We start from the raw sequence: 26,921 nt of genomic DNA on the forward strand, positions 1-26,921 counted from the left end.
CCCCCCCCCCCCCCCCCCCCCCCCCCCCCCCCCCCCCCCCCCCCCCCCCCCCTCTTTTAGATGTGTATAAGAGACAGGTTTATATATAGAAAGCATGACGGAGATATTAAAACCTTCGCACAACTGCACAGAACCAGTGTTTACAAAGTTAATGAGTGGATCCGCCGAGATGCCCACATTATTAACGGAAAGATCTGTATCCCTACCAGGCACTCAGCCTGACCCTGTACTTTATTGCGGGGCAGAATATTCTTAGATAAAACCCTAATCCTGCCCCTATATCATTACCCGCAAAAACCCCACTCAACGGCAGCTTTTATCCCGCCGTGGCTTTTTGGGGCTCAACAGATAATCCACTACTGCGCTATCCACACAACCGTCAACACCCGTCAACGCCAGCGTATGGCCATCCCCTTCGCGGGTAATCAGCGGGCTTTTAAAACTCGAAGCCATTTCACGGGCGTTACGATATGGCGTAACCGGGTCATAGCGCTGGGTAATGAACAGCAACGGCGGGAGAGCGGTAGAAAGTACTGGAACATGCGGTTCCACATGGCCAGGGTATGGCCAGAAATCACAGGTCTCTAGTGGATACTCATGCAACGGTAAGTAGTTGGGAAATGAGGCTGCGGTATTGATTTGCTGGCGCTGCCGACGTAACAGCTGCTGGTCAGCATCAGGCTTAGCCATATCTGCACAGGTGATCACCGTTCGCGCATCATCAGCGTCCGGGGTATAGCTTTCGTCGATAAGATCGGTCACTGCATCATCGGCTTTGCCCGCATCAATTTTACGCAAGGCCGTGGCCAACTCGGGCCAACGTTCCCTCCTTGGCAACAGGTTACGCGTAAGGGTGATCACGTCATCGGCAGAGATCTCATAACCCGAGGGGGTAACGAAAGGAGTATCATGCAACTTGTGCAGCATCCTGTGGTACAACTGGATCGCCCGGTTAGGCTCGCTGGTTAATGGGCATGAGCCGTTTTTCTCGCAATCATCGGCAAAACGCAGGAAGCTTTGCTGAAAACCCCGCTCCTGATTGATGCGTTGGGTAAAGTCATCATCCTTCAGGTTCACCACGCCATCCAGCACCAACGCACGGGTTTTCTTAGGGAATCGCTCCGCATACAATGCCGCGACCTTGGTACCGTAAGAATACGCCACGGCGGACAACGCGGGTTCACCCAACGCCCGGCGAATAGCGTCCAGATCGTTAACGGCTTCATGGGTGCCCATATGCTGCACCACGTCGGCCCCTGTCTGCTTGATGCAGGCCGCCACCATATCTCGTGCCTGTTGCTCTGCGCCAGGGATATCGTTTTCATCGGGTGACGGTGTTTCCTCGCTAGCTGTCAGTTGACAGGAAATCTTGGGTGTCGATTGCCCCACACCGCGGGGATCATAACCAATGATGTCGTAAGATTTTTGCAACCGCCAGGCGGGCCCCTGCTCGGCAATTTGTGGATTGATCCCTGGCGAGCCAGGTCCATCTGCGATAATCACCACGCTGCCTTTTTTTGGGCCTACCGCAGGTAACCGCGTGAGAGCCAGCCGAACGGTTTGTGCTGCATTCTGGCCACTCAGTGGCGCTTCAACATAGCCACATTGTAAACCGGCCGGAGGCGGCCCATCGCTGAACCAGTGCTGAAAGGCGGTACTGTTGCAGGGTTGCCATTGAATGGTACCTGGTGCAGTGCCGGATGTTTTGACCAAAGGCTTGGCATAGGCCGGCAGTTGGACCGCAACGGCGAGCAAAAACAGAACACGAAACGCAGACATGACGAGTCCTTTCAGCAAACGGTTACTCGGTATTTTAACGCCGCTACATTAAACCGCCTACCAACGGATTATGGAAGGGCTATTAAGCTGTTTGGCAGGATCTGTATACCAACCGGCAGAAAATATTCATTGAAAAGAACGCATGTGAAGGAGAGTAACACCGGAACCGCCGCGAGTAGCGGCGGCTCCGAGGTTTCGAGAAGGCCAAGCCATTTTTAGCGACAGTAATGGCGTAGAACAGCTCCCTCAAAACCTTTTAGGACATTTCTATCAGAAACGATAGCCAGCGCCAACGGTCCAGGTACCGACTTTAAAGTCACCCAACTTTGAATACTCGTAGTGAGCATCAAGAGCAATATTAGGGGTTACGTTAAACTGTAAGCCAGCACCGTAAGCGACGCTGGTCTTGCTTTCGTCGGTGTTAGAAGAGTAACCCCGCATAGAGACATTGGATGTCGCCTTGCCGTGGCCAAAACCGATTAAACCGTAGGCGCTGATATAGTCATTAAAGCGATAGGCTGGGCCTGCAGTCAGTGAGTAATATTTTAAATCACCATCACCCACTTTGTTACTGCCATAATAGAAATCATACGACTGCGTAGTGTAGGTGAATGAAGTAATAAATCCTAAATTGCTATCAATTTCATAGCGATACTTGAGATTGAAACCCTTAGGATTCTCATTCAGGTTGTTACCATCAACCTTCACATGGCTTTGAGCGTAACCTAAAGAAATGGTGCTTTCACCCGCAGCCTGAGCACCGAATGACAATGCCATTGCGCCAGCCAGAAGTACTGATAAATATGTTTTTTGCATGTTAATCTCTTAATCCATGAGTAAATAAAATTCGCTCTGCAATAAAATAATGTGCTATTTGAGCGAATTCTGAATTTAACCATGAAGTTTGTGGGATGTCTCGCTCTACTTCACATAAACATCAATTTCTCTGCAGAAAAATTTATAGCAATAGGCGAGCCAGCTTGTTTTCAGGCAACCTGAACATTATTTATCTTGGTTGCTGGAAATTTCTTGTACAGCCGTTCAGTTTGCCCCCCTTCACACCCTGGCAAGTGCCATCCGCAGAACAACCCCCGTGATCTGTAATGTTTAGTTTTTAAACGACCTATCACAGTCATAGGTTAATAAACTTAATACTATCAACTACGATTACTCTAAGGCCGTAGGACGTTGTTGTTCCAGGCCTGGCTGATAACCCATTGAGGGATATCATTTTACGTAAACTGTTAAAGCCGTACGCCACAAGGCTAAGAAAGGTTGATTATGGCACGCACTACCCCCATCGAACGCTACCGCAATATCGGCATCTCGGCGCACATTGATGCCGGAAAAACCACGACGACCGAGCGGATTCTGTTTTACACCGGGGTCAGTCACAAGCTGGGCGAAGTCCACGACGGCGCCGCTACCATGGACTGGATGGCGCAGGAACAGGAGCGTGGGATCACTATTACCTCCGCCGCCACCACCTGCTTCTGGAACGGCATGGAGCATAATTATCCTCAGCACCGGATCAATATCATCGATACCCCTGGGCACGTCGATTTCACCATTGAGGTGGAACGCTCAATGCGCGTGTTGGACGGTGCCATAATGGTGTATGACTCGGTTGGCGGCGTGCAACCGCAGTCTGAAACCGTGTGGCGTCAGGCTAATAAGTACAAGGTGCCGCGGTTGGCCTTCGTCAACAAAATGGACCGCACCGGGGCGGACTTTTTCCGCGTGCGCAATATGATGATCGAGCGCCTGAAAGCCAATCCGGTGCCGGTGGTGATCCCCATCGGCGCTGAAGACCATTTTGCCGGCGTAGTGGATTTGATCCGCATGCAGGCCATCTTCTGGGATGAAGCGACTCAGGGTATGACCTACCGCTTCGAGGCGATCCCAGTAGAAATGCTCGATCAGGCCCAAGAGTGGCGCGACAAGATGATTGAAGCGGCGGCGGAAGGCTCTGAAGCACTGATGGACAAGTACCTCAATCAGGTCGAATTAACCAATGAGGAGATCGTCCAGGGGTTGCGCGCCCGCACCGTTGCCGGTGAGATCCAGCCAATGCTGTGCGGTTCGGCATTCCGTAACAAAGGGATTCAGCGCATGTTGGACGCGGTGATCGAACTGATGCCCTCTCCGCTGGATGTACCGCCGATGGAAGGCCATGATGAACGCGATAACATTATCACCCGCAAGGCCGATGATAATGAAAAATTCTCGGCGCTGGCATTCAAGCTGATGACCGACCCGTTTGTTGGCCAATTGACTTTCGTGCGCGTCTATTCCGGCATTCTGGCCAAAGGCGATAGCGTCTATAACCCGGTAAAAGGCAAAAAAGAGCGTATTGGCCGTATCGTGCAGATGCACGCCAACGATCGTAAAGAAGTCGATGAGCTGCACGCCGGGGATATTGCCGCCTGCGTGGGCCTGAAGGATGTGACCACCGGCGATACGCTATGCGACCCCAATGCCATTATCACGCTGGAACGTATGGTGTTCCCGGAGCCGGTTATCGCGCAGGCCATCGAGCCAAAAACCAAGGCCGACCAGGAGAAAATGGGGATTGCGCTGCAACGCCTGACTTCGGAAGATCCTTCGCTGCGCGTACGTACCGATGAAGACTCGGGCCAGACCATCATTTACGGCATGGGTGAATTGCACCTGGAGATCATAGTTGACCGGATGCGGCGCGAGTTCGGCGTTGAAACCAATACCGGTAAACCGCAGGTCTCTTACCGCGAAACCATCCGTCAGAAAGTGACCGACGTAGAAGGCAAATTTGTACGTCAGTCCGGTGGTAAAGGCCAATACGGCCACGTGGTGTTGACGGTGGAGCCCAATGAACCCGGTAAAGGCTTTGAGTTTTTTGATGAAATCAAAGGTGGCGTGATCCCCGGTGAATATATTCCAGCAGTCAAAAAAGGCATTCTGGAGGCGCTCAATAATGGCGTGCTGGCGGGTTATCAGATGGTCGATGTCAAAGTGCATCTGACCTTCGGTTCCTACCACGATGTGGATTCCTCCGAGCAGGCTTTCCGTATGGCGGCTATCTTTGGGTTTAAAGAGGCCTGTCGCCTGGCCAGTCCGGTGATCCTGGAGCCAATCATGGCGGTAGAGGTGGAAACGCCGGAGGATTACGCCGGAAACGTGATGGGCGATCTGTCGTCACGACGCGGTATGGTGCAAGGGATGGAGGATATCCCCGGTGGCGGAGGCAAAGAGATCCATGCCAAGGTCCCGCTGTCTGAGATGTTCGGCTATTCCACCACCCTGCGCTCCATGTCGCAAGGCCGTGCCACCTACACCATGGAGTTCAGCCATTACGCAGAGGCTCCGCGCAATGTGGCCGAAGAGATTATCCACCACAGTAAACGTTAATCGATAACGGCTACGGGGAAACCCGTAGCCTCATCTTTTGACGAATGCAGCATACGCTTTAACGTGTCTCCTCTAACGCAACCACCTTCGGTTCCAACTTGATGCGCATGGCGTAAATCACCCCAACCGTCAGGCAGGCAATACCGCATAGCGTCAGCAGGGGTGGCCAGCTATGGCGCAGCATAAAGGTATAGGCCAATCCAGCCAGGATCTCGAATACGATCAGCGGCCCAAGCAGCACCGTCGGTAAACGCTGACTCGCCTCGTTCCAACACAACGTACCTAGCCAGGAACACAAGACGCCAATAGCAATCATCAACGGGATAAACACCTGCGGTCTCGGGCCAAACGGCAGCGCGAACTGCGGCTGTGTCAGCGCCAATTGGCCGCAAACCAGCACATAACCCACCAACGCCAAAGGTAAAGTCACAATCCCCTGCGCCGTGGCCCAGGTTGTGGGCCGTTTATCCGGGTTATCGCGTAGCCAACGCGCGTTACGCAGAGGGAACCAGGTCCAACACGCCACCGCTAAGAGTGCCAATCCCAGGCCGCTGGTATAACGCCAGACATCAATAGGCTCGCTATTGCCTTGCAGTTCCGCAACGTTGACCAGCACCAGCCCGAGGGCAATCACCAGCAAGGCCGGGGTTAATTTTCGCCAGGAGAGACGGCCGTCGTGATGGCCGTAAAACAGATTGGCAGCGACCGATATCACTACCGGTAGCGTGCCGATAATCATGGTCGATACAGGCGCTCCGGTACGTTGGATCGCACTGGCCAGGCACAGGTAATACAGCAGATTGCCAATCGCGGTCAGTTTTAACGCCTCTAGCCAATCTTTAGCCAGCAGCTGACGCAGGCGGCGGCGATCCAGCCAGGCCAGCGGCAGCACGACAAGCCCAAAAGCCAGATAGCGCCCGGTGGATTGCAACGCGGCTGGATAGTCCGGCACCAATACCGGGCCAATAAATATCAGCCCCCACATCAACCCGGCAATCAGGGCAAACATCACACCGACAAACATAGTGACTCCATCATCAACAGCCATTCTCAAGTGGCTTAAGGATAGAGGGACGTGGGGGCAGAATATTGTACCAGGTTGCTGTTTTTTGATTGATAGCAACGTTGGCCAATCTGAAGGGGCCGAGCAGTATCGACCCTGACCAAGTTAAATAGATAACCCCGCCGTAAACGGCGGGAAACGATCATATTGCTAACTCATCAACCACTTCAGCTACGCTTTTAACATCCCGAATGCTACCGATGCCGGTGCCAAGCGAGATATAGCCGTCATCCGTATTTCCTTCGAGCATGCCTATACGCAAACCGCGTAATCCACCCATCGTTTTTCCAAGTTCTTCGTTACTGGCTCCTGCCTTATCCATTTGCACCAGCTTTTGTGCCAGCTTGCCGGGCAATGAGCGATAGTAATCTGGCATGGTACGGAAAAGCAGCATATCCAGACCATCCGAATCAATGATTTTGTCTTTCACCGATTGTGGTACACGGCTTTCTTCCGTACTGATAAAAATAGAGCCGGCAAAAACTCCGCTTGCCCCAAGGGCGTGGGCTGCTCTGGCGGTGCGACTATCGGTGATCCCCCCTGCGGCCAGCACGGGTACATTTTGTACGGCATCGGCAATAAGCGGTACAATTGAAAATGTTCCCAGAGCCTTACCTGGCAAGGTTCCTCCTTCGTCAAAACCGGTGGCGACAATAATATCTGCCCCTGCAGCTTCGGCAAGACGGGTATTTTCAGGGGTTGGATTAATGTCGCGGTAGATAATACTGATGCCCGCGTTTTTCAGTTCGTCAAACAGAGCGGGGATCACCGCGCCTTCACCATAGCCTGTATAAACCACAACTTTCACCCCTTCTTCTTTTATCACCTGCATGATGGATGGAGTCCATACGTCGTTCTCAGGCGTCGGGATCAGATTGACGCCAAAAGGTTTTTCGGTAAGCATTTTGGTTTTACGGATTTCTTCTCGCATTTTCTCGGCAGTTTCTTCCGGCGTGGAAACTTCGGTTTCTGCCGTCAAGCCTGCATTTGGCCCCAGGACACCAAGGCCCCCGGCGTTGCTGACAGCAGCGACCAAACGGGCATCGGTTAACCAGGATAACGGTCCCTGGATGACAGGCTTTTCTATGCCCAGAATCTGACAAATACGGTTATTTTGCATGGCGGAATATCCTTAATAAATGGGTTCTGGCGACCTGATAAGGCTGCCTTAAAGCGTTCCTACGTTTCAAAATGGTGCTACGGAGCAGCTCAGCTTTCGAAGTGAGAAGAGTGTAGATCGCGATATTGTTTAGAAAAATACCAAAAACACTTCATCACTATTATTAAATAAGTAACAATAGGGCTATTCGGGTACTGCTTAACAACGTGTCCCCCTCGCCTAAAAATAAGTACGCTATGCAAATTAATCTTTTTGAATCTATTAAAATTTTCATTGAAATTGTCGAATCTGGCAGCTTTACTCAGGCGGCGGAAAATCTGCAAATCCATCGCCCCGCAGTCACCAAAGCCGTGCAGCAACTTGAGCAACACTGCGGCATTCGTTTAATGCAGCGAACGACGCGGCGGATTAATCTGACGCCTGATGGGGAGGAGTTTTATCGCCGCAGCAAACCCTTGCTGGCCCAAACGGATGAGTTGCTGGAGTCGTTTGGCCCCGATTGTGCTTTACGCGGACAACTGCGTGTGGATATGCCAATCGCTTTTGCGGTTTCACTGGTCGTGCCCAATCTGCCTGTTTTTTATCGTGAGCACCCTGATATCGAAATCATTCTGAGCAGCTCTGACCGTCGTCAGGATATGCTGCGCGACGGTCTGGACTGTGTATTGCGGATGGGGGAACTGGACGACGGCGACTACATCGCACGACCTATGGGCAACATTAAAATGACGACTTGCGCCAGTCCTGCTTATCTTGCAGTACATGGCACGCCAAAAAATCTTGATGAATTGCAGCAACATCAGGCCGTCAACTGGATTAACAGCAGCAGTAGGCAAATTATTCCGTGGACGTTCGAAACACCGTCGGGAGCAGTAGAAGTTAACCTTCCGGGTAAGCTTGTTCTGGATAACTCTGAAACCTATATTGCCGCGGGGCTTGCCGGGTTGGGGATGCTTCAGGGCATGAATCTTTTTTTACAACCTTATCTCGAAAGCGGCCTCCTGGTAGAAATAATGCCAGACTATCCCGCCCCATCTCGAAAGTTGTCTCTGCTTTATCCGCACCGTCATCTCTCCCGCAAAGTGCGGGTATTTGCCGAGTGGTTAGACAACTTACTGTAGGTGTCCTGGCACCTGTAGCGGAATGAAGAACAGCAATAACCTGACAGCTTGCCCGCCCATAATGTCTCCATTCTGAGCAGGCGATTGGAACAAAATCTCAGCTGAAGAAACGCTCAGAGGATTCAGTGATCCGATCGATTAAACGATGCTGGCGCAAGGCATCTTCAAACGTAGTTGCTTCACTGGAGCCCCTCGCTTTGTCCCGGGCATAGGCCGCGTAGAGATAGGCCACATCCTGTGAACTGGCATCAAGATGAGAAACGGGTAAAAACGCATATTCTGCGGGGACAGCCAGAGGTTCAAATGTCTCAACACCATTGCGCATTATCGCTATCGCGTTATCATCTTTATTCTCAAAACCACGCGCATTAGTAATACGCAGCACGCCTTCAGTGCCGGTGATATCAATCTGCAGGCCGGTACGATGTTTCTGGCCCCCCTCAAGCTGCACCGAGAACAGCCCACCGTTGGTAAGTGTCCCGATAACCATCACTTCATTCGGGCTGGTATAAGGCACTTTCTCACCGGTTTCCGCAATCGTGGTGACAGGAAACTGGTTTTCAGTAATTGCCGTCAGTTTTTGCGGGAAACCCACACCGTGGAACAACATATCGTGGAAGTGGCCGCCGTATATCGACAGTATTTCGGTGAAGTTAGCCGCATCCAGCGCCCATTTTGCAAACGCCGGCATGACCTCACCAAAAGCATCGACACCTACGGACATGCGTACCGCACGGATTTTACCGACGCAGTTTTGTTTTATCAGGTCGTGCCAGAAACGCGAGCTGGGAGAAAAGCGACGCTGAAGGCCAACAATATGTTTAACCCCCTTTTCACGCGCCAGCGCCAGAATCTCTTCTGATTCTGCTGTGGTGGTGGAAAGAGGCCATTCGCTGTAGACATCCTTTCCTGCCTCAATGACCGCTTTCGCCAGGCGGCCATGTTCAGGCGTCGGTGCCAACACCACAACCAGATCTACATCAGGATTGGCCAGCAGTTCTTCCGGGCTACCATAGGCCTGGCCGATGCCGAACTGAGCGGCATATTTCTCAACCTTTTCTTTATTACGCCCGGCCAGCGCCGTAATCTCAAAATCTTCCAGCGACTGAAGGGCCGGAATATGGCCATACCTTGCCCAACCGCCTGTGCCAATGATGCCTACGCGAATTTTGTTGCTCATGATGTTTCTCCTGTGTCTGTCTATCAGAACTCTGGGACGGTCTGAGTAAGCCGTCCGTTGGGTCGTGTTATGACGGTAATAATAAGCGGATATCCGCTTGCCATTGATGGGGCTGGCTGGCATAACACAAGTGACATATTTGTCAGCAATGATGGGCAGAAACAAATGATGGAAAAAATGACCGGGCTGGAGGTGTTCATACACGTGGCACAGACGAGAAGCTTCGTCGCCACCGGGCGGGTAAAAGGTATTTCATCATCCGCGGTCAGCAAGAGCATATCGAGGCTGGAAGAGCGCCTGGGCGTACGCCTTTTCCAGAGAAGTACACGCTCGGTGCGTCTGACATCTGAGGGCGAGGTTTTCCTGGAACGGTGTCACCGAATTTTCAGCGAAATTCAGGCCGCAGAAGATGAGATTTCAGCCATGACCGGGCAACCTCGCGGAAGGCTCCGTGTTGGACTGCCGCTAGCAGGGGGATTGATGTTGCCGATGATTGCGCAATTTATGGAGCGTCATCCGCAGATTGAGCTGGATCTCGATTTTTCAGACAGATTATCTGATGTCATTGAGGACGGGATGGACGTTGTGATACGAGGGGGAGAACTGAGCGATTCCAGGTTGATATCACGTCGTCTGGGTTCATTCAGACTCTGTATTGTGGGTTCTGCTGAGTACTTCGAGCGTAATGGAACTCCATCCAGTCCGGATGAACTGTCCGAGCATGCCTGCCTTCACTATCGCTTCCCCAGTTCAGGGAAAGTTGCACAGTGGCCGTTTCAGCATGTAGCGGCAAGAAGTAGCGGAAAGGTCGCTCCCTTGACACTTGTCTGCAGCAGCCTCGACGTTCTGTTGTTTATGGTAAAAGAGGGTCGTGGTGTCGCCTGCTTGCCGGATTATTCGGTAAAAGATGAGCTTGCCACCGGGGAACTGAAGACGGTGCTGGACAGCTTTATGGCTCCCGTAACGACCACTTTTCACATGCTCTGGCCCAGTACCCGCCAAATGACGCCAAAGGTACGCGTTTTTGTGGATTACATGGCGGATATTTTTGACAACTTCATGGTCCCCTCCAGGAGATAAGCCGCAGAACATAGTGTAAAAATACCGTTGGCAGCGTGCTGATATTCCGATTGCCAAGTGGACCCTTAACGCATCACCTGCTTTTGGTAGCGCGCAGGCGTGACACCGTAACGATTAACCAGCGCTTTGGTGAGATGTGCCTGATCGGTTAACCCCACAGCTACGGCCACCTGGGCCGCAGGTATTCCCCGCCCGAGCATCTGCTTGGCCTTTTCGAGCCGGATCGCCATCAGCATCTGATGTGGGGTGACATGGAATTGCGCTTTGAATTTACGTTGGAAATGATACGGGCTGAGTGAGACCAACGCTGCCAGATCGCTCAATGTGATCGGTGAAGCGAAGTTATCCCGCAGATACTCCTTCACTATCACCATACGATGAGCGGCTTCATTCTGCTGCGGCTGAGCAATACGCACGTGAGGACGGAAAACATCAACGATGGACAGCAGCAGGCTATCGAGCGCCAGCGTGTCCCGGGTTTGCCATAACGCCGCCAGCGTTTGCGAAAGCCGCTTGGCCGCCGCCGCATCATGGTGGATCACGTCGTGGAACCAGCAGCCCTTCTCACCGGAAATCCGCTCCAGCGCCGCAGGCTCCAGATAGATCATCCGATAGTTCCAACCGCCTGCCGTTTCCGCTTCACCGGTATGCAACTCGTCCGGATTCATCAGCACCAAGGCACCCGGCGCGGCTAAATGTTCTGCCCCGCGGTAGCGAAAACGCTCCGCACCGGCTTCCACCGTGCCGATGCCAAACGCATCATGGGCGTGTGGTTCAAACGCATAGCGATCGATATGGGCCTGATAAAGCTCCACGCCCGGCAACTGCGGCAAATGCCGGAACTGGGCGCGATCTTTCTCAAACGGAAACTGTTCTGGCACACCTTGCACTTCCCTGGCTCCTTTTATCTTTTAGGGCGGATTTAAACCGGTACGCGACGGCTGATTTCAACCACCTGATCGCTAGGCAGATAGTAATAATCGGTCACATGCATGCCGTTACGCACCATCAGGGCAAAGAGACTACGCTGCCACGCCGGCATCGCACCACGGCCTTCACGTTTGACAATGGTTTCGTGCCCCAGATAGTAGGTTACGTCGTTGAGATTGAAACCGCACTGCTGCGCTTCCAGATGACGTAACAGCTGAGGAATGTTTGGCCGCTCCATAAAACCATAATGAGCGACGCCACGCCAGAAGTCGGGGGCCAGTTCGGTCATGGTTAACCGCTCTTCGTCGGCCACTCGCGGTACGTTTTGCACCACGATATTCAACGCCAGCAGGTCGGTATGCAATGAACCATTGCGTTTCACGTGCCATTTCATTACCGGCGGCGTCCCTCCTTGGGAGCGCGTCAGGAAAATCGCCGTGCCCGGTACCCGAGGGATAGCCTTTTGTTCAATTTCCGTCATAAAGGTGGTCACCGGCACCACTTTTTCGTCCAGGGTTTGCGAGGCGGACACCACGCCGCGGTGCCAAATCAGCATCACGGCATACACCGCAGCCGCCAGTAACAGCGGCATATAACCACCTTCCAACACCTTACTCATGTTGGCAACCAGGAAACTGAGATCGACGACGAAAAAGCCTCCTGCCACCATCAGGCTGGTCACCAGGCTCCATTGCCACACTTCGCGCATGGCGACAAACAACAGCCCCGTAGTCATGATCATGGTCAGGGAAACGGCGATCCCGTAAGCCGCCGCCAGATTATCAGAGGATTTGAAAAACACCGCCAGGAACACCGTTACCGCCATCAATAGCCAGTTGATCGCGCCAATGTAGATCTGCCCGTAGCTCTCTTCGGTGGTTTGTTTAACCCGTAAACGCGGTAACCACCCTAGTTGGATAGCCTGACGCGTCATGGAAAACGCACCGCTGATAATGGCCTGGCTGGCGATAATGGTGGCTAGCGTGGCCAAAATCACCAGTGGGATTTGCAACACCGGTGGGCACAAACGGAAGAAGATGTTCTGTGTCACGTCGGCACCGGACAGGATCAAGGCTGCCTGCCCCGCATAGTTCAGTAGCAGGCTGGGAAACACGATGCCAAACCAGGCCAGCCAGATAGGCTTTTTACCAAAGTGCCCCATATCGGCATACAACGCTTCCGCGCCGGTCACACAGAGAAATACCCCGCCTAGCACCAGGAAGCTGACCATCCCGTTAGAAAACAGAAACTCAAAGCCATACACCGGGTTGATCGCCATCAACACCGCCGGGTATTGGATAATGCCCCAAATTCCCAGCGCCGCAATCACCGCGAACCACAGCGCCATAATCGGCCCGAACACTTTACCGATGCGGGCCGTGCCCAGCGCCTGAATGGCAAACAGACTCACCAGGATCGCCACGGTTGCGGGCAGGATATAAGGCTTGGACTGCGGCAGGACGATATTCAACCCTTCCAGCGCGGAAAGCACCGAAATCGCCGGGGTAATGGCCCCATCGCCGTAGATCAGTGCCGCGCCAAACAACCCGGCAAATATCACCACCGGACGAGTGCTCTTTTTGCTGACCAACAACGACATCAGCGCCAGAATACCGCCTTCACCGTTGTTATCGATGCGCATGGCAAAAGTGGCGTATTTAACCGAGGTTACGATCACCAAGGTCCAGAAAATGAGCGACAGCAACCCGAGGATCACCGCCGGTGTTGGTGCATCCCCAGACAGAAACAGCACGGTTTTCAAGGTATACAGCGGGCTGGTACCAATATCGCCAAATACTACGCCCAGTGCGCCACCTGCCATCAGCGTCAAGCTGCTCTTGTTACTACCTTCGGCGGACATTGCATCTTCCTTAACTATTTGATCGTACAAGGTGAGTCTTATGTAACAAGGATAGTGCAAAACCACATAAACAGGTCTATTGTCCCGCCTTCCCTGGCGGACTGCAAATTAAGACAAAGCCTCCAGCGCAGTAAATAGAGCCAGGGCCGCCGGGGTCAACCCAGTCATATGCATGCAAGCGTGCACCATCCCAGGCAAACGCTGGCAATTTACGTTAACGCCGGCATCTTGTAATCTCTGCGCATAGCGTTCACCTTCATCCCGCAGCGGATCGTATTCGCACACCAGGATCGTCGCTGGTGGTAAACCTGTCAGCGTTGGCGCATACCAAGGAGAAGCGTAAGGCTCCCGAGAGTCGGTATCCTGCCCAAGGTAGTTTGCCCAGCACCAACCCATGATCTCCTGCGTCAAGTAGTAACCTTCACCATAAGCGGCAAAGCTTGGCGTCGCCATCCCGCTATCCAATGCAGGGTAAAGCAGGTATTGATGTTCTACTGTTGGCCCTGACCGATCTCTAGCCATCAGAGCGGCCGCTGCCGCCAGGTTCCCTCCCGCACTATCCCCGCCAAGCGCAATTCGCAGAGGGTCAATGCCGATGTGCGCTGCTTGTTCCGAGGCCCAACATAGCACCTGATAAACGTCATGCAACGGCGTCGGGAAAGGATATTCCGGTGCCAGGCGATAGTCGACAGACAGGATCACTCGCCCAGTGGCATTGGCCAACGCGCGGCAAGGCCCATCGTAAACGTCAAGCGAGCCCAGACACCATCCGCCGCCGTGTGCGAACACCATCGCCGGAAGCGGCATATTCTCCAGTGCATTTAGGGGAACATAACCGCGCACGGGAATAGTTTGCCCACCGTCAACCAGGATATGGAACTCAATTATTTTCTGGACGGGCTGGGGTGCACCCTGCAAGCGCTGTAACTCAACTGCCGTCTGCGCACGTAGCTCCTCCAATGAGGATGATGCGGGCGCATCGTCCTGTTGCTGCAAAAATAGCGCGATTTGCTTATCCAACGGCATGGGCTTTACCCTCCTGTAAAAAAGGCAGGATCAGGGCGATAAATTCCTCATGGCACTCCTCGGTAATGAAATGCCCACAGCCAGGCACCACCTCCCCTTGGAGTTGACGAGCCTTGCCCTGCAAGGTAAGGAATGGCGCATCGCGGGTAGCATGCTCTGCGCCAATCGTCATTACTGGCATCGTTAGGGGCGTTTTAGCCCGTTGTTGGTTTTGTCGAATGGTCTCCGGTATGGCCCGATAATAATCAAAACCGGCCCGCAAGCTACCAGGCACCGAGTAAGCCGCGATATAGGTTTCTGCGGCAACTCGATCGCGTCGGTAAGACCAGCGGTGGAAAATGTACCCCAGATACTCAGCCTCTCGGCCGGTGGTCAAGGCTTCGGGCAGGTCGGTTAGCTGGTTAAACATAAAATGCCACAGGAAGATGTTGTCCTCGGCGGGAACAAAGATCGGCGGTGCCTCTGCCAAGCCGGGGATCACCGCTTCGGTCAGCACCAGTCTGCTAACCGCATGAGGGTAATCGCTTGCCAACGCATAACCCAACCACATGCCAATATCATGGCCGATCACCGCATAGCGCTGATGTCCCAGTTGCGCCATGACCTGATGGAGTTTTTCGGCAACGCTGCCGGTGTCATAACCGCCGAGGGGTTTGTCCGAGTCTCCTATACCAGGAGGATCTACAGCAATAGCCTGAAAGCCCGCATTAGCTAACGCCTGCATAACGTAACGCCAGGTGTACCAGGTTTGTGGCCAGCCAGGGATCAGCAGCACCGGTTGCCCACTTCCGGCCATGGCGCAGTGAATACGGTGGCCGTTGATTTTAATATAGATGTGTTCGGCCTCAAGCCCATTGGATAATGGCCCGTGAGTCAGCATAGTCATAAGGTGCTCCGGAGGTTAGCGAATGCCCAGCAAGGCGTTGATTTGTTGTTGGTTGACCGGCGCACCGGCAAAGTCATCGAACACTTTATCCGTGACAGGAATAATATGGTTGCGGATAAACGCAGCTCCCTCTTCCGCCCCGGTTTGCGGATGCTTCAGGCAGCATTCCCATTCGAGCGTGGCCCAACCGGCATAATCGTACTGCGTCAGCTTGGAGAAGATGCCTTTAAAGTCGACCTGCCCATCCCCTAATGAACGGAACCGCCCCGCCCGATCCGCCCAGGACTGATAGCCGCCATAAATCCCCTGCCGACCACTTGGATTGAACTCCGCGTCCTTAACGTGAAACATACGGATATGATCTTTATAGATATCAATAAATTCCAGATAGTTGAGCTGTTGCAGCACGAAATGGCTGGGATCGAACAGCATTTGGCAGCGTGGATGAGCCGCAACGCGTTGATGGAACATTTCAAAGGTAATGCCATCATGCAGATCTTCGCTGGGGTGGATCTCATAGCACAGGTTGATGCCCTGCTCATCACAGGCGTCGAGCACGGGTAACCACCGTTTGGCCAGCTCATCGAAGGCCGTTTCAATCAGCCCTGCTGGCCGTTGCGGAAATGGAAACAGATAGGGCCAAGCCAACGAACCGGAGAAGGTGCCCATTTCAGTCAGACCTAAGCGTGCAGAAGCTTTTGCCGCCAGCAGCAGGTTTTCTTTGGCCCAAAGCGTTCGCCCTTGCGGATCGCCACGCAGCCCCTCCGGTACAAAGCTATCGCATAGCGCATCGTAGGCTGGATGCACCGCCATCAGTTGCCCGAAAATATGCGTGGTCAATTCGCTGACCACCAGGCCGTGCTGCGCCAGCATGCCAGTGATGTCATCGCAATAACTTTGACTTTCCGCCGCCGTTTTCACATCAAACAAACGACTATCCCACGCGGGGATCTGCAAAGCTTTAAAGCCGGTCTCTTTTGCCCAGGCGGCAATCGTCGGCAGGCTGTTGAACGGAGGAGCTGCATCACTAAATTGGGCAAGGTGCAGGCTGGGGCCTTTGATCGTTTTCATCGTCTTTCCTATTGTTTGTCGATTGACAAACAATAGGCTTAAATCCAATTATCGGCAAGAGGATTTTGAAATTCGTTGGCGTTATCCGCCATTTAAGCGATCCTGTAGCCCGCAGCAAAATCACCGGAGAAGATGACAATGGCAGGCAGACCCAGAGAGTTCGACCGTGAACAGGCCCTATTGCAAGCACGGAACCTTTTTTGGAGACAGGGATTTGAAGGCACCTCGATGTCCGACCTGGTGGCCGAACTGGGCATTGCCTCGGCGCGGATCTACAAGGCCTTTGGTTCGAAAGAGCTATTGTTTCGTGAAGCAATAGCACACTACGAAGCCCACGAAGGCGGCTTTGCCGAGCGTGCGTTCGAAGAAAAAGCCAGTGTGCGTGAAGCCATCAAACAGATGCTGAACGACGCGGTTGCCCTCTACAGCCACGGTGAACTTCCCCAAGGATGCATGGTGGTTTCATCTGCGGTCAGCGTCAGTGAAGAAAATCAGGGCGTCAGGCGCTGGTTGATGGAACACCGCCAACAGCGCACCCAAGGCATTATCGACAGATTACAGGCTGCGATTCAGGCTGGTGAACTGCCCGCCAACACCGATGCAGAGAGCCTTGGCGATTATTTTGCGGCGTTCCTGCATGGCTTGTCCGTTCAGGCTCGGGATGGCGTGAGCCGTGCCCGGCTGGAAAAAGCGGTGAATGTCGCCCTTACTATGCTCGATCGGTCTCCGGCGTAAACGCCTTACCCACACTTTTATTGTGACAAGGTTAAAAAATATTCAACAAACCGGTTGAGTATTGACGTTGACGTTCTATATTTAACCATATGGTTAAATTATCTTCCTCACCGCTGGACGCCATTTTCCACGCACTGGCCGACCCGACAAGGCGCGCCATCTTGCGCACATTGGCCGAAGGCGAACACAGCATCGGTGAATTGGCTGCGCCGTTCGAGATGTCGTTTGCCGGAGCTTCCAAGCATATCAAAGCGCTGGAGCTTGCCGGGCTGGTGCAACGCACCGTGCAGGGAAGAAACCATATCTGCCGGCTCGCTCCCGAGCCGATGGTGCAGGCCATGCAGTGGCTGCAAACCTACGAACATTTCTGGAATGAGCGGCTGGACGCGCTAGAACAAGCGCTGTTGCAGGCCGACTCGCATCCTCCGACGGAGTGAACCCATGAACGACTACGGTATGATTATTGAAACCGGTACGCTGCGGATCCAGCGGCTGCTGCCCGGCCCGCTCAAACGCGTCTGGGCCTACCTGATCGAATCCGATAAACGTGCCAGCTGGCTGGCCGCCGGTGAGATGCCCATGCAGGTCGGGGCCAAGATCGAGCTACTGTTCTGCAATGCCGATTTGGCCGGCAAGGATGAAAAACCGCCGGCAAAATACAAATCCTGCGCCGGTAAAATCGCCCAAATGGGTCATATCACCTGCATTCTGCCACCGCGCCTGGTGAGCTTTACCTGGGCAGAAACAGGGGAAGCCCGCCCTTCTGAAGTCACTATTGAACTGACCGAGCAAGAGGATAAGGTGCTGTTGACTCTTACCCATCGCCGCCTGGCCAACCGCGATACCCTGCTCAGCGTTGCCAGCGGCTGGCATACTCATCTGGATCTGCTGGCCGATCGCCTGTTGGAGCGGACACCAAGCCCATTCTGGGCCTCAATGAGCCGGTTGGAAGACGAGTACCGGGCCAAACTGTAAGCCAGCGGGATGAGGATCGCGGTTCTCATCCCCGTTACCGCTTAAAACTGGAAGATGAGAATTTAAAACTCCGACCTGGTGACTGGCGTATAATGCGTTGCACCAATATGATGCCCTTGAAACATGGAGTTACGATGCGTCAACGTATTATTGTTTGCCCGTTAATTGAAAACGATAACGCCTATCTGCTGTGCAAAATGGCGGCCCATAAAGGGGTGTTCCCCGGTCAATGGGCGCTATCCGGCGGCGGGACCGAACCAGGGGAAACCATCGAGCAGGCGTTGCGTCGTGAAGTAAGTGAAGAACTGGGTAGTGATTTGGTGCTGGACCGCATTCAACCCTGGACGTTTCGCGATGACGTGCGGGTAAAGACCTACGAAGACGGCAGCAAAGAGCAAATCTATATGATTTACCTGATTTTTGATTGCCATGCCGCCAACCGCACCATCACGCTGAATGATGAGTTTGAAGACTATGCCTGGGTGCGGAAGGAAGAACTGGCCAGCTACGATCTGAACGAAGCGACCCGATTCACGTTGCGCCAGCGTGGGTTGTTGGAGTAGTGATGCCCCTCACCCTAACCCTCTCCCACAGGGAGAGGGAACCGATCGAGTTCGTTGAATGTCTTGAGTAAAACCTTGCCTTTCTTGTTTTTATTCCCTACTTTTCGAAGCAGCACAACCTCATCAAAAAAGCCGTGCAGCTCCCTCGCCCTACGGGAGAGGGTTGGGGTGAGGGGCAATCGAGGACGGATTAGCCTGCAATTGCCCCGGTTCTTCAAATCCCCCCTAACCCGATAAACAGCCCGGCAATGGTGGCGCTCATCAGGTTGGACAGCGTCGCCGCCAACAGCGCCCGGAACCCTAACTGGGCAATTTCCGAGGCCCTTTCCGGCACCACCGCACTGAATGCCCCCACTACCACGGCAATCGAGCCAAAATTGGCAAAACCGCACAGTGCGAACGAAATCACCGCGATGGTTTTCGGATCGAGTAACATCGCGCTTTCTTTCAGGTAAGGAGAGAAGCTGAGGTAGGCAACAAACTCGTTAATTGCCAGTTTCTGGCCAATCAGTCCCCCTGCCAGATCGGCATGTTCCCAGCTCACGCCCATGATGTAGGCTAACGGAGCAAACAGATAGCCCAGCAGGCTTTGCAGGCTGACGCTTTCAACACCAAACAGGCCACCCACGCCGCCGATAATGCCGTTGATCAACGCGATCAGCGCGACGAAGGCCATCACTACCGTGGCAACCCCCACCGCAATTTTCAGCCCCAACATCGCACCGTTAGCCGCCGCTTCGATAATGCTGGCGGGCCGTTTATCACTGAATGACATTTCGCTGAACTCAACGCGGGAAGGCTCCGTCGCCGGGCTGAGCAAACGGGCAAACAGGATCCCCCCTGGGATAGCCATCAGCGAGGCCGCCAGCAGATACTCAATGGGGATGCCCAAACCGGCATAACCGACCAGCATCGAACCGGCAATCGAGGCCATGCCGCTACAGATCACCGTGAACAGTTCATTGCGGTTCATGTTTTTAACAAACGGCTTCAACACCGCAGGTAACTCATTTTGCCCCAGGAAAATGGTGGTGACAGCGGCAAAGGACTCCACCTTGCTGATATTCATAAGCCGCTGGAAGACATAGCCAAGGATATTGATCACCCACTTCATTACCCCAAGATAATATAAAATAGAAATCAACGAGGTGATAAAGATGATGGCGGGTAGCACGTGAAAAGCGAACACAAAACCTGCACCATCGAAAAGCTCATTCATTTTCGGCCCTACCAGGCCGCCAAAAATAAATGCGCTCCCCGCATCGCTGTACGAAATCACGCGATTGACACCGCTGGCAATGGCGTTGATTAACCATTTACCTGCGGGGACATACAGCATAATAGCGCCAAGTAATACCTGAAGTAACAATGCCGCACCGACCGTGCGCACACTTATTTTTCTTTTATTGACGGAAAACACAAAGCCGATTAATAACAGGATCGACATACCTGCAAGACTGCGCAACAACTCCATAAGGCCCCCTTCTATTTTGTTTATTTCCTTCTTTACTCGGCAAACGGCAATAGCCTGCCGCCTGCCGAGGCAGAAGTGATTTATCAAGGACAAACGTAGAGTGCTAATTTAAGCGTTAAGCGCAATTTAGCTGATAATGACCCGCGATCTTGGCTGCCAACTCGGCATTATTAAACACCAGCTGAATATTGGCCTGCAGGCTATCGCCACCGGTCAATTCAGCGACTCTGGCCAGCAGGAATGGCGTACTCTCCTTGCCGGACACACCCTGCTCCACGGACTCCTGAACAGCCTGCTCAATGGCCTGGTTGATCTTCTCTTCAGACATGGCGTACTGCTCTGGAATAGGGTTGGCGATCACCATCCCGCCCTGCAAGCCAGCAGCCCATTTGGCGGCCATTGCCCGCGCGATTTCCTGCGGCGTATCCAGGCGCACGCTAACGGAATAAGGGCTGGTACGGCTGAAGAATGCGGGCAGACTATCGGTGCCATAACCCACCAGAGGCACGCCATGGGTTTCCAGGTATTCGGTGGTCAAACCGAGATCCAGGATCGATTTGGCACCGGCACAAATCACCGCCACGTTGGTTTGTGCCAATTCCTGTAAATCAGCCGAAATATCAAACGTCTGCTGTGCACCGCGGTGCACACCGCCAATCCCGCCGGTGGCGAATACGCTGATCCCGGCCAGTTCGGCAATGATCATGGTAGAAGCCACGGTGGTTGCGCCGTTTTTGCCACTGGCAATCACAAACGGCAAATCGCGACGACTCACTTTGGCGACCCGGTGCCCTTCGCGGCCCAACGTTTCTATCTCATCATGGGATAGCCCCGCCTTCATCCGCCCATTGATCACCGCAATGGTCGCTGGCACCGCCCCGTTGGCACGGATCTTTTCCTCTACCTGTAAGGCAGTTTCAACGTTCTGCGGGTAAGGCATGCCGTGGGAAATAATCGTCGACTCCAACGCCACCACCGGCCGATTTTCGGCCAGTGCAAGCGCCACTTCAGGCGCGATATCCAGATATTGATGAGTGATTAGGCTATTTTGCATGATTGTAATTCCAGAAGTTTTTGAACGCTGCCTTGCGACAGATTCGGGTTGTTGGTGAACTCAGAGGCCAGGGTCATTGCCGAACAGCCCTGGGCAAAACGGATACTGTGATCGAGTGGGAAATCCTCCAGCCAGCAACTCACCAGCCCCGCCATCATGGCATCCCCGGCTCCAGTGACATTGACGACCTGAGTCGGCAGCGGTGCCGACCAACCGTGCTGGCCATCCACTTCGCTGAAATACACGCCGTGGCTACCCATACTCAGCGCTAAACGCTGCACGCCTTGCTGGTGGAACCATTGGGCGACTGCCGGTGCATCGCTCGCCTGGGATATTTTCATCCCACTGAGAATTTCTGCCTCAATCCGATTTGGCTTCAACGTATGGATATGCGAGAGCCAGTTTTTGATTTTTGGCGCTTTAAAAGCGGAAACCGTATCGACAAATACCGGTACATTACCGGCATTGCTAAATAACCAGGCCAGCGCGTCTTCGGTCAGGTTGCAGTCCAGCACCAAGACACCACTGTGCTGAATTAAATCCTTGGAATGAGATAACAGCGCCGGGGTCAATTTTTCCAGGATGCGCATATCGTTGATGGCGACCAGCATTTCACCATTGCCATCCAGCAGCGAAACGTAGGTCGAAGTATTTTCACCATGCAACCGATGGCAATTATCCACGTTGACGCCCGCCAATTTCGCCTGTTCCAGCAGCGTAGTGCCGTAGAAATCGTCACCAACCACGGAAACCAGATGGCATTCGGCACCTAATAACGCAATATTCTGCGATATATTTCGGCCAACGCCTCCCGGGGTACACTTTATTTTCCCTGGGTTGGAATCTTCATAAACCAGCTGCGTATTGGCATAACCACAAACATCCATATTGACCGAACCAACGGTGACCACATAGCGGTGTTCGGAGAGAATATAGCCTTTACCTTTAATATAACCTTTATTCATCAAATTCATGATGTGGCCTGCCACACCAGAACGGCTAATACCTAGAATATCGGCGATTTCGTGTTGTTGAATCAACGGGTCCCGCCGAAGGAGTTGCAGTATCTGTTTTTCCCGGTTGGTCATAATTAACACTTGTTTGTTTTTGAACAGGTGTTTGTTTTAAATCGGAACCTGACAACAGTAAAGCAGCAACTATCGGAGTTGAGATTATGATCGTAACTTGTCGTCACGCCGTTTTCAGTGGTCAATCTGTGACATTAATCATATTAACCCAGACTGAAAACGGCATTTCTTATGGTTTTTATACGAGGGGAAAATTTTGTGCTGAAGATAAACTCATTAAAACAATGGGATGGATTTTTGGGATTATTTACACCAACACGTGTTGGTAACCCTGTTAATTACAAGGATTAATCTCACCACGGCTAATTTCGGTTACATAGAAAAACGATCGGCCTCACACAATTCTCTTTCTTGGCATTGTTATACCCCTCCGAGAGCAGGAACTGCTCTCGGAGGGTGCTAAACAATAGTTACTTATCCTTCAGCCCGCGGTTGATCAACATTGGTTCAATGCTCGGCTCCTGCCCACGCCATTTAACGTACAGCTTTTCCAGATCCTGGCTGTTGCCCTGTGACAACACCTGCTCGCGGAAACGCTGGCCATTCTCTGCCGTTAACCCGCCGTTATCGCTGAACCACTGGAAGGCGTCATCTGCCAACATCTCCGTCCACAGATAGGCGTAATAACCGGCGGCATAGCCGTTGCCCCAGATATGCTGGAAATAGCTGGAGCGATAGCGCGGTGGCACATAGCTGAGGTCGATCTTGTCCTGGCGCAGTGATGCGGCCTCAAACTTGTCCACGTCCTGCTGCGGCTGATCGGCACCGAGCATGTGCCAATGCATATCCAGCAGCGCGGCGGCCAACAATTCGGTCATGGCGTAGCCCTTGTTGAACTTGTCGGCCTTGTTGATTTTATCGACCAACACCTGCGGCATCGCCTCACCCGTTTGATAATGCTTGGCAAAGTGGGCAAATACCTGCGGATCGCTGACCCAGTGCTCGTTAAACTGCGACGGGAACTCGACAAAATCGCGGGCAGTGTTGGTGCCCGACAGGCTTGGGTATTGCTGATCGGCAAACATGCCGTGCAGCGCATGGCCAAACTCGTGGAACATGGTGATCACGTCGTCATAAGAGAGCAATGCAGGTTGGCCCGCTGCGGGTTTGGTGAAGTTGGAGACGTTGTAAATCACCGGTTTGGTGCCGTTGAGTTTGGACTGTTCAACGAAGTTGCTCATCCAAGCGCCACCGCCCTTGTTATCACGCTTAAAGAAATCGGTGTAGAACAGCGCCAGAGACTGGCCGTCTTTATCAAATACCTCGTATACCCGCACGTCCGGATGATAAACCGGGATATCTTTACGTTCTTTAAAGCTGATGCCGTACAGCAAATTGGCGGCGTAGAATACGCCATTATGCAGCACGTTGCTCATCTCAAAGTAAGGCTTAATCTGTGACTCATCCAGATCGTACTTCTCTTTACGCACCTGCTCGGCATAGAACTGCCAATCCCAGGCGGCCAGCTTGAAACCGCCGTTTTGCCGATCGATCACTGCCTGAATATCTTTGGCCTCGCGCTCTGCCCGGGCCGTGGCGGCAGGCACGATATCACGCATAAACGCCAACGCCGCATCCGGGGTTTTCGCCATCTGATTTTGCAACTTCCAGGCGGCATAGTTCGGGAAGCCCAGCAGTTTGGCCTGCTCGGCACGCACTTTAGCTAACCGCGCCAGAGTTTGGCGAGTATCGTTAGAGTCATTTTTTTCTGCACGATTGATCGACGCTTCGAACAACTTTTGGCGAGTATCGCGATCTTGCAGGTTTTGCAAATCAGGCTGTTGCGTGGTGTTTTGCAACACCAACAGCCATTGCTTATTCAGCTTACGTTCGCTAGCCGCCTGCGCTGCTGCCGCCAACTCGCCCTCTGAAAGCCCGACCAGCAGGGTTTTATCACCGATCGCCAACGCGCCATTTTTGCTGGCGGCCAATAATTTATTGGTGAACTGGGTGCTCAGCGTCGCCGCTTCCTGGTTCAACGCTTTCAGTTGGGTTTTATCCGCGTCAGAAAGATTGGCCCCGGCCAGCACATAGTTCTTGTAAGTAACCTCTACCAGCCGCAGGGACTCGGTGTCCAAGTTGAAGCTGTCACGCCGATCGTAAATCGCCTTGATGCGCGCAAACAGTTTGCTGTTCAGCATGATGGCATCATTTAACGCCGCCAGCTTCGGTGAGGTTTCTTCATCCAGCTTTTGCAGTGCGTCGCTGGTGTTGGCGGAGGTCATCGCGCCGAACACGTTCATGGTGCGCGTCAACAGTGCGCCACTTTTTTCCAGCGCCACGAAGGTATTGTCAAACGTAGGCTCAGCCGGGTTATTGGCGATTTTTTCGACTTCTGTCAGTTTCTGCTGGATACCGGCGGCAATGGCCGGGGCATAATCGCTTTCGCTGATGACATCAAAACGCGGGGCCTGGAATGGTAACTGACTGGCGGTAAAGAACGGGTTTTGTCCCTGCTTATCCTGTTTAACTTCTCCGGCCACTTTCGCCTCCTTTGTCTGGGTATTGGTTTCTGCCAGCGCGGGCGTGCTTAATGCAACGCCGATCGCCAGTACCAGGGTGGATAAACGCATCAAATCGAAACTCCTCCATGTCTTAATGTAGGGACGCTGCGTCCAATTGGATAGAAGCTGTAAATTCAGCAACATAGCCTAGCTTAGGCTCAGATGGTCGTTTGAGCAAAAATAACTGGAAATTTCTCAACAGGCTAGCGGCTGTATACTGCGGGGGAGAACAAAGAAAAAACGCGGCCAGAAGGCCGCGTTATCGTAAGCTGACTTATTTCTCTGTCATCAGAACTGATAAACCAGACCGACAGCAACCACGTCGTCAGTATTAATACCGGCCGATTTGGTGAAGTCGTTTTCATCCAACAGGTTGATTTTATAATCCACATAGGTGGACATGTTTTTGTTGAGGTAATAGGTCGCACCCAAGTCAACAAACTTGACCAGGTTTTCACTGCCGTAGGTATGACCGTTAGCAGCCTGCCCCAGGTTCTTGCCGTTGGTTTGGTTATAACCCACAAATGGGCGCAGACCGAAATCAAACAGATAATGTGCATAGGCCTCAAAGCTTTGCGCTTTATTAGCGTAGCCATACGCGTCGCTGTTTGAACTGCCGAAGCGCGCTGCATTATAGGACTGGGTAAACATGACGGCCACATAGGTATTGCTGTCGTCATATTTCAGGCCGCCTGAATAGCCTTCCGCATTGTCACCACGCCCCATGATACCACTATATGCACCACCGCCATTTTGCTCGCTGGTACGTTTGGAATTAAAGAAGGCTCCCGCTGCGCTAATACCGTAGCCAATATCATAGTTCACCGACATACCATAACCATCACCGTTCTGACCCAGAACGTTGCGACCATTGTTAGTCTCTTCAGGACTGCCGTTTTTACCCTGATACTGCAGAGCAAAATGCAGACCATCAACCAGGCCAAAGAAGTTATTGTTTCGATAGGTCGCCAAACCGTTTGAACGTTGGAACATGAACTGGTCGGCACCATAGGTGGAACCGTCAAATTCTGGCTGCATGTCGGTATAAGCCGCTACGTCATACAGGACACCGTTGTTACGGCCATAGTCGAATGAGCCATAATCAACGACTTTCAACCCTGCGAAACCATAACGTGTGAAGGCATTGTTTTCGCTTTCCGGAGTGTTAACGTTGACCTGGTATTCCCACGTACCATAGCCGGTAAGTTGGTCGTTAATCTGCGTTTCACCACGGAGCCCCATACGTATGTATGACTGGTCGCCATCAACGCTATTGTTATCAGAGAAATAGTGAAGACCATCGACTAAACCGTACAAATCCAGTTTATTACCGTCTTTGTTGTAGATTTCAGCGGCCCCTGCGGTGCCAGCCATCAGCAAAGCAGGAACCATCAGAGAGAGTACTCGAAGTTTCATCTTGATTGTCCTCTATTATTATGTCGTGCTATAGCCACTGCTGTTACGAGCATGATTAGCTCGTGGGTGTATTACCGTTTTAATGGCGGTAATGATATTAATTTATACCGGGATTACTTTAATGCAAGCTGGAGCGGTTGTTTTTTAATCGCGAGGGAGTGTTTCAAGCTGACATACGGGATAAAGTCCCCCTCATGCGGATTATGTCAGGATAAAAAACATAATTGATGCAATAGGTTGGGGTTATAGCAATTCATTACCCAAGCGCTCATGACAAATAATCAACCATTCACATTGATTTTCTATGAACCTATGCTACCCATTAAGTAGTCATAATGAAATAATTTCAAAATATTGCCAATCATTTCTTTTGTGAATATATAGAGCGAAGCCCAGTGGCTCCATACTGGCCTCAGCCCCGATACTTTATTTTCTTCTGAGGGATCGGCCATGATAAAAAGCATCATGTTGTTTCACTTTTTTCCACTGCCTGACCGTTTTCTTATCCAAACCTTAACCATTTATTTTAACCGCGCTCTGCGGCTTCATGCGGCCCATCAATATCGCATTTTTTACATTCCGGCTGTGATTTAAACAATCCATTGATT

The 26,921-nt window shown here is 52.6% G+C and carries 22 protein-coding genes; 7 read left to right on the plus strand and 15 right to left on the minus strand.

Annotated elements, in window-relative coordinates; genetic code table 11:
- Nucleotides 1–303: 303 nt before the first annotated feature.
- Both JHD74_RS16190 and JHD74_RS16195 read right to left on the minus strand, forming a co-directional pair.
- Entirely contained in the window at nt 304–1,779 is a 1,476-nt protein-coding gene (locus JHD74_RS16190) for an alpha/beta hydrolase (RefSeq protein WP_199063082.1), read from the minus strand.
- 270 nt (nt 1,780–2,049) lie between these two features.
- A complete protein-coding gene (locus JHD74_RS16195; protein ID WP_199063083.1) occupies nt 2,050–2,595 on the minus strand; it encodes an Ail/Lom family outer membrane beta-barrel protein in 546 nt (181 codons plus the stop codon).
- Nucleotides 2,596–3,060: 465 nt separating this feature from the next.
- On the opposite strand from JHD74_RS16195, the gene fusA reads away from it, so the two are divergent.
- Nucleotides 3,061–5,166, plus strand: coding sequence for an elongation factor G (gene fusA / locus JHD74_RS16200; RefSeq protein ID WP_199063084.1), 2,106 nt, complete (start codon nt 3,061–3,063; stop codon nt 5,164–5,166).
- A gap of 58 nt (nt 5,167–5,224) precedes the next feature.
- Here fusA and JHD74_RS16205 read toward each other — a convergent pair whose 3' ends face one another.
- Both JHD74_RS16205 and JHD74_RS16210 read right to left on the minus strand, forming a co-directional pair.
- Nucleotides 5,225–6,190: a DMT family transporter gene (locus JHD74_RS16205; protein WP_199063085.1), complete on the minus strand. Its 966-nt coding sequence runs from the start codon at nt 6,188–6,190 to the stop codon at nt 5,225–5,227.
- 181 nt (nt 6,191–6,371) lie between these two features.
- Nucleotides 6,372–7,349 (minus strand): nitronate monooxygenase family protein, encoded by a 978-nt coding sequence (locus tag JHD74_RS16210; RefSeq protein ID WP_074032290.1) that lies wholly within the window; start codon nt 7,347–7,349, stop codon nt 6,372–6,374.
- A 236-nt stretch (nt 7,350–7,585) separates the two neighbouring features.
- On the opposite strand from JHD74_RS16210, the gene JHD74_RS16215 reads away from it, so the two are divergent.
- Nucleotides 7,586–8,470 (plus strand): LysR family transcriptional regulator, encoded by an 885-nt coding sequence (locus tag JHD74_RS16215; protein WP_199063086.1) that lies wholly within the window; start codon nt 7,586–7,588, stop codon nt 8,468–8,470.
- Nucleotides 8,471–8,567: 97 nt separating this feature from the next.
- Here the strand turns inward: JHD74_RS16215 and JHD74_RS16220 are convergent, their stop codons facing one another.
- A complete protein-coding gene (locus JHD74_RS16220; protein WP_074032289.1) occupies nt 8,568–9,650 on the minus strand; it encodes a Gfo/Idh/MocA family protein in 1,083 nt (360 codons plus the stop codon).
- Nucleotides 9,651–9,719: 69 nt separating this feature from the next.
- Between JHD74_RS16220 and JHD74_RS16225 the strand changes: the two genes are divergently transcribed.
- Nucleotides 9,720–10,730: a LysR substrate-binding domain-containing protein gene (locus JHD74_RS16225; protein WP_306110052.1), complete on the plus strand. Its 1,011-nt coding sequence runs from the start codon at nt 9,720–9,722 to the stop codon at nt 10,728–10,730.
- Between the two features lie 65 nt (nt 10,731–10,795).
- On the opposite strand, the gene JHD74_RS16230 is transcribed toward JHD74_RS16225, so the two are convergent.
- From JHD74_RS16230 to JHD74_RS16250, 5 genes are all read right to left on the minus strand, one after another.
- Complete coding sequence (locus JHD74_RS16230) at nt 10,796–11,620, minus strand: AraC family transcriptional regulator (protein ID WP_074032288.1); 825 nt, start codon at nt 11,618–11,620, stop codon at nt 10,796–10,798.
- A gap of 32 nt (nt 11,621–11,652) precedes the next feature.
- Nucleotides 11,653–13,521, minus strand: a complete 1,869-nt coding sequence (locus JHD74_RS16235) for a potassium transporter Kup (protein ID WP_074032287.1) — start codon at nt 13,519–13,521, stop codon at nt 11,653–11,655.
- 108 nt (nt 13,522–13,629) lie between these two features.
- A complete protein-coding gene (locus tag JHD74_RS16240; RefSeq protein WP_199063087.1) occupies nt 13,630–14,547 on the minus strand; it encodes an alpha/beta hydrolase in 918 nt (305 codons plus the stop codon).
- The gene (locus JHD74_RS16245; protein WP_199063088.1) at nt 14,534–15,433 is read right to left on the minus strand and encodes an alpha/beta fold hydrolase; all 900 of its coding nucleotides are present in this window, start codon (nt 15,431–15,433) and stop codon (nt 14,534–14,536) included. The genes JHD74_RS16240 and JHD74_RS16245 overlap by 14 nt, the downstream gene beginning before the upstream one ends.
- Before the next feature lie 15 nt (nt 15,434–15,448).
- On the minus strand, nt 15,449–16,504 hold the full coding sequence (locus JHD74_RS16250) for a sugar phosphate isomerase/epimerase (protein ID WP_199063089.1): 1,056 nt from the start codon (nt 16,502–16,504) through the stop codon (nt 15,449–15,451).
- A 138-nt stretch (nt 16,505–16,642) separates the two neighbouring features.
- Between JHD74_RS16250 and JHD74_RS16255 the strand changes: the two genes are divergently transcribed.
- The 4 genes from JHD74_RS16255 to nudI all read left to right on the plus strand — a co-directional run bounded on the left by JHD74_RS16255 (nt 16,643) and on the right by nudI (nt 18,777).
- Nucleotides 16,643–17,239 (plus strand): TetR/AcrR family transcriptional regulator, encoded by a 597-nt coding sequence (locus tag JHD74_RS16255; RefSeq protein WP_199063090.1) that lies wholly within the window; start codon nt 16,643–16,645, stop codon nt 17,237–17,239.
- A gap of 89 nt (nt 17,240–17,328) precedes the next feature.
- Nucleotides 17,329–17,676, plus strand: a complete 348-nt coding sequence (locus JHD74_RS16260) for a helix-turn-helix transcriptional regulator (RefSeq protein WP_021178010.1) — start codon at nt 17,329–17,331, stop codon at nt 17,674–17,676.
- A 4-nt stretch (nt 17,677–17,680) separates the two neighbouring features.
- On the plus strand, nt 17,681–18,214 hold the full coding sequence (locus tag JHD74_RS16265; protein ID WP_199063091.1) for an SRPBCC family protein: 534 nt from the start codon (nt 17,681–17,683) through the stop codon (nt 18,212–18,214).
- Between the two features lie 134 nt (nt 18,215–18,348).
- Nucleotides 18,349–18,777, plus strand: coding sequence for a nucleoside triphosphatase NudI (gene nudI, locus JHD74_RS16270; protein WP_024531293.1), 429 nt, complete (start codon nt 18,349–18,351; stop codon nt 18,775–18,777).
- 214 nt (nt 18,778–18,991) lie between these two features.
- Here nudI and JHD74_RS16275 read toward each other — a convergent pair whose 3' ends face one another.
- The 5 genes from JHD74_RS16275 to ompC form a co-directional block, all read right to left on the minus strand.
- Nucleotides 18,992–20,251 (minus strand): NupC/NupG family nucleoside CNT transporter, encoded by a 1,260-nt coding sequence (locus JHD74_RS16275; RefSeq protein ID WP_199063092.1) that lies wholly within the window; start codon nt 20,249–20,251, stop codon nt 18,992–18,994.
- Between the two features lie 115 nt (nt 20,252–20,366).
- Entirely contained in the window at nt 20,367–21,305 is a 939-nt protein-coding gene (locus tag JHD74_RS16280) for a pseudouridine-5'-phosphate glycosidase (RefSeq protein ID WP_024531291.1), read from the minus strand.
- Nucleotides 21,290–22,393, minus strand: coding sequence for a PfkB family carbohydrate kinase (locus JHD74_RS16285; RefSeq protein WP_098931179.1), 1,104 nt, complete (start codon nt 22,391–22,393; stop codon nt 21,290–21,292). Before JHD74_RS16285 ends, JHD74_RS16280 begins: the two co-directional genes overlap by 16 nt.
- Nucleotides 22,394–22,803: 410 nt before the next feature.
- A complete protein-coding gene (dcp, locus tag JHD74_RS16290) occupies nt 22,804–24,966 on the minus strand; it encodes a peptidyl-dipeptidase Dcp (protein ID WP_199063093.1) in 2,163 nt (720 codons plus the stop codon).
- A gap of 219 nt (nt 24,967–25,185) precedes the next feature.
- A complete protein-coding gene (gene ompC, locus JHD74_RS16295; protein WP_024530490.1) occupies nt 25,186–26,313 on the minus strand; it encodes a porin OmpC in 1,128 nt (375 codons plus the stop codon).
- Nucleotides 26,314–26,921 lie beyond the last annotated feature (608 nt).

This window comes from Serratia sp. ASV30 (assembly GCF_016428815.1).
In the GTDB taxonomy this organism is placed as follows: Bacteria; Pseudomonadota; Gammaproteobacteria; order Enterobacterales; family Enterobacteriaceae; genus Chania; species Chania fonticola_C.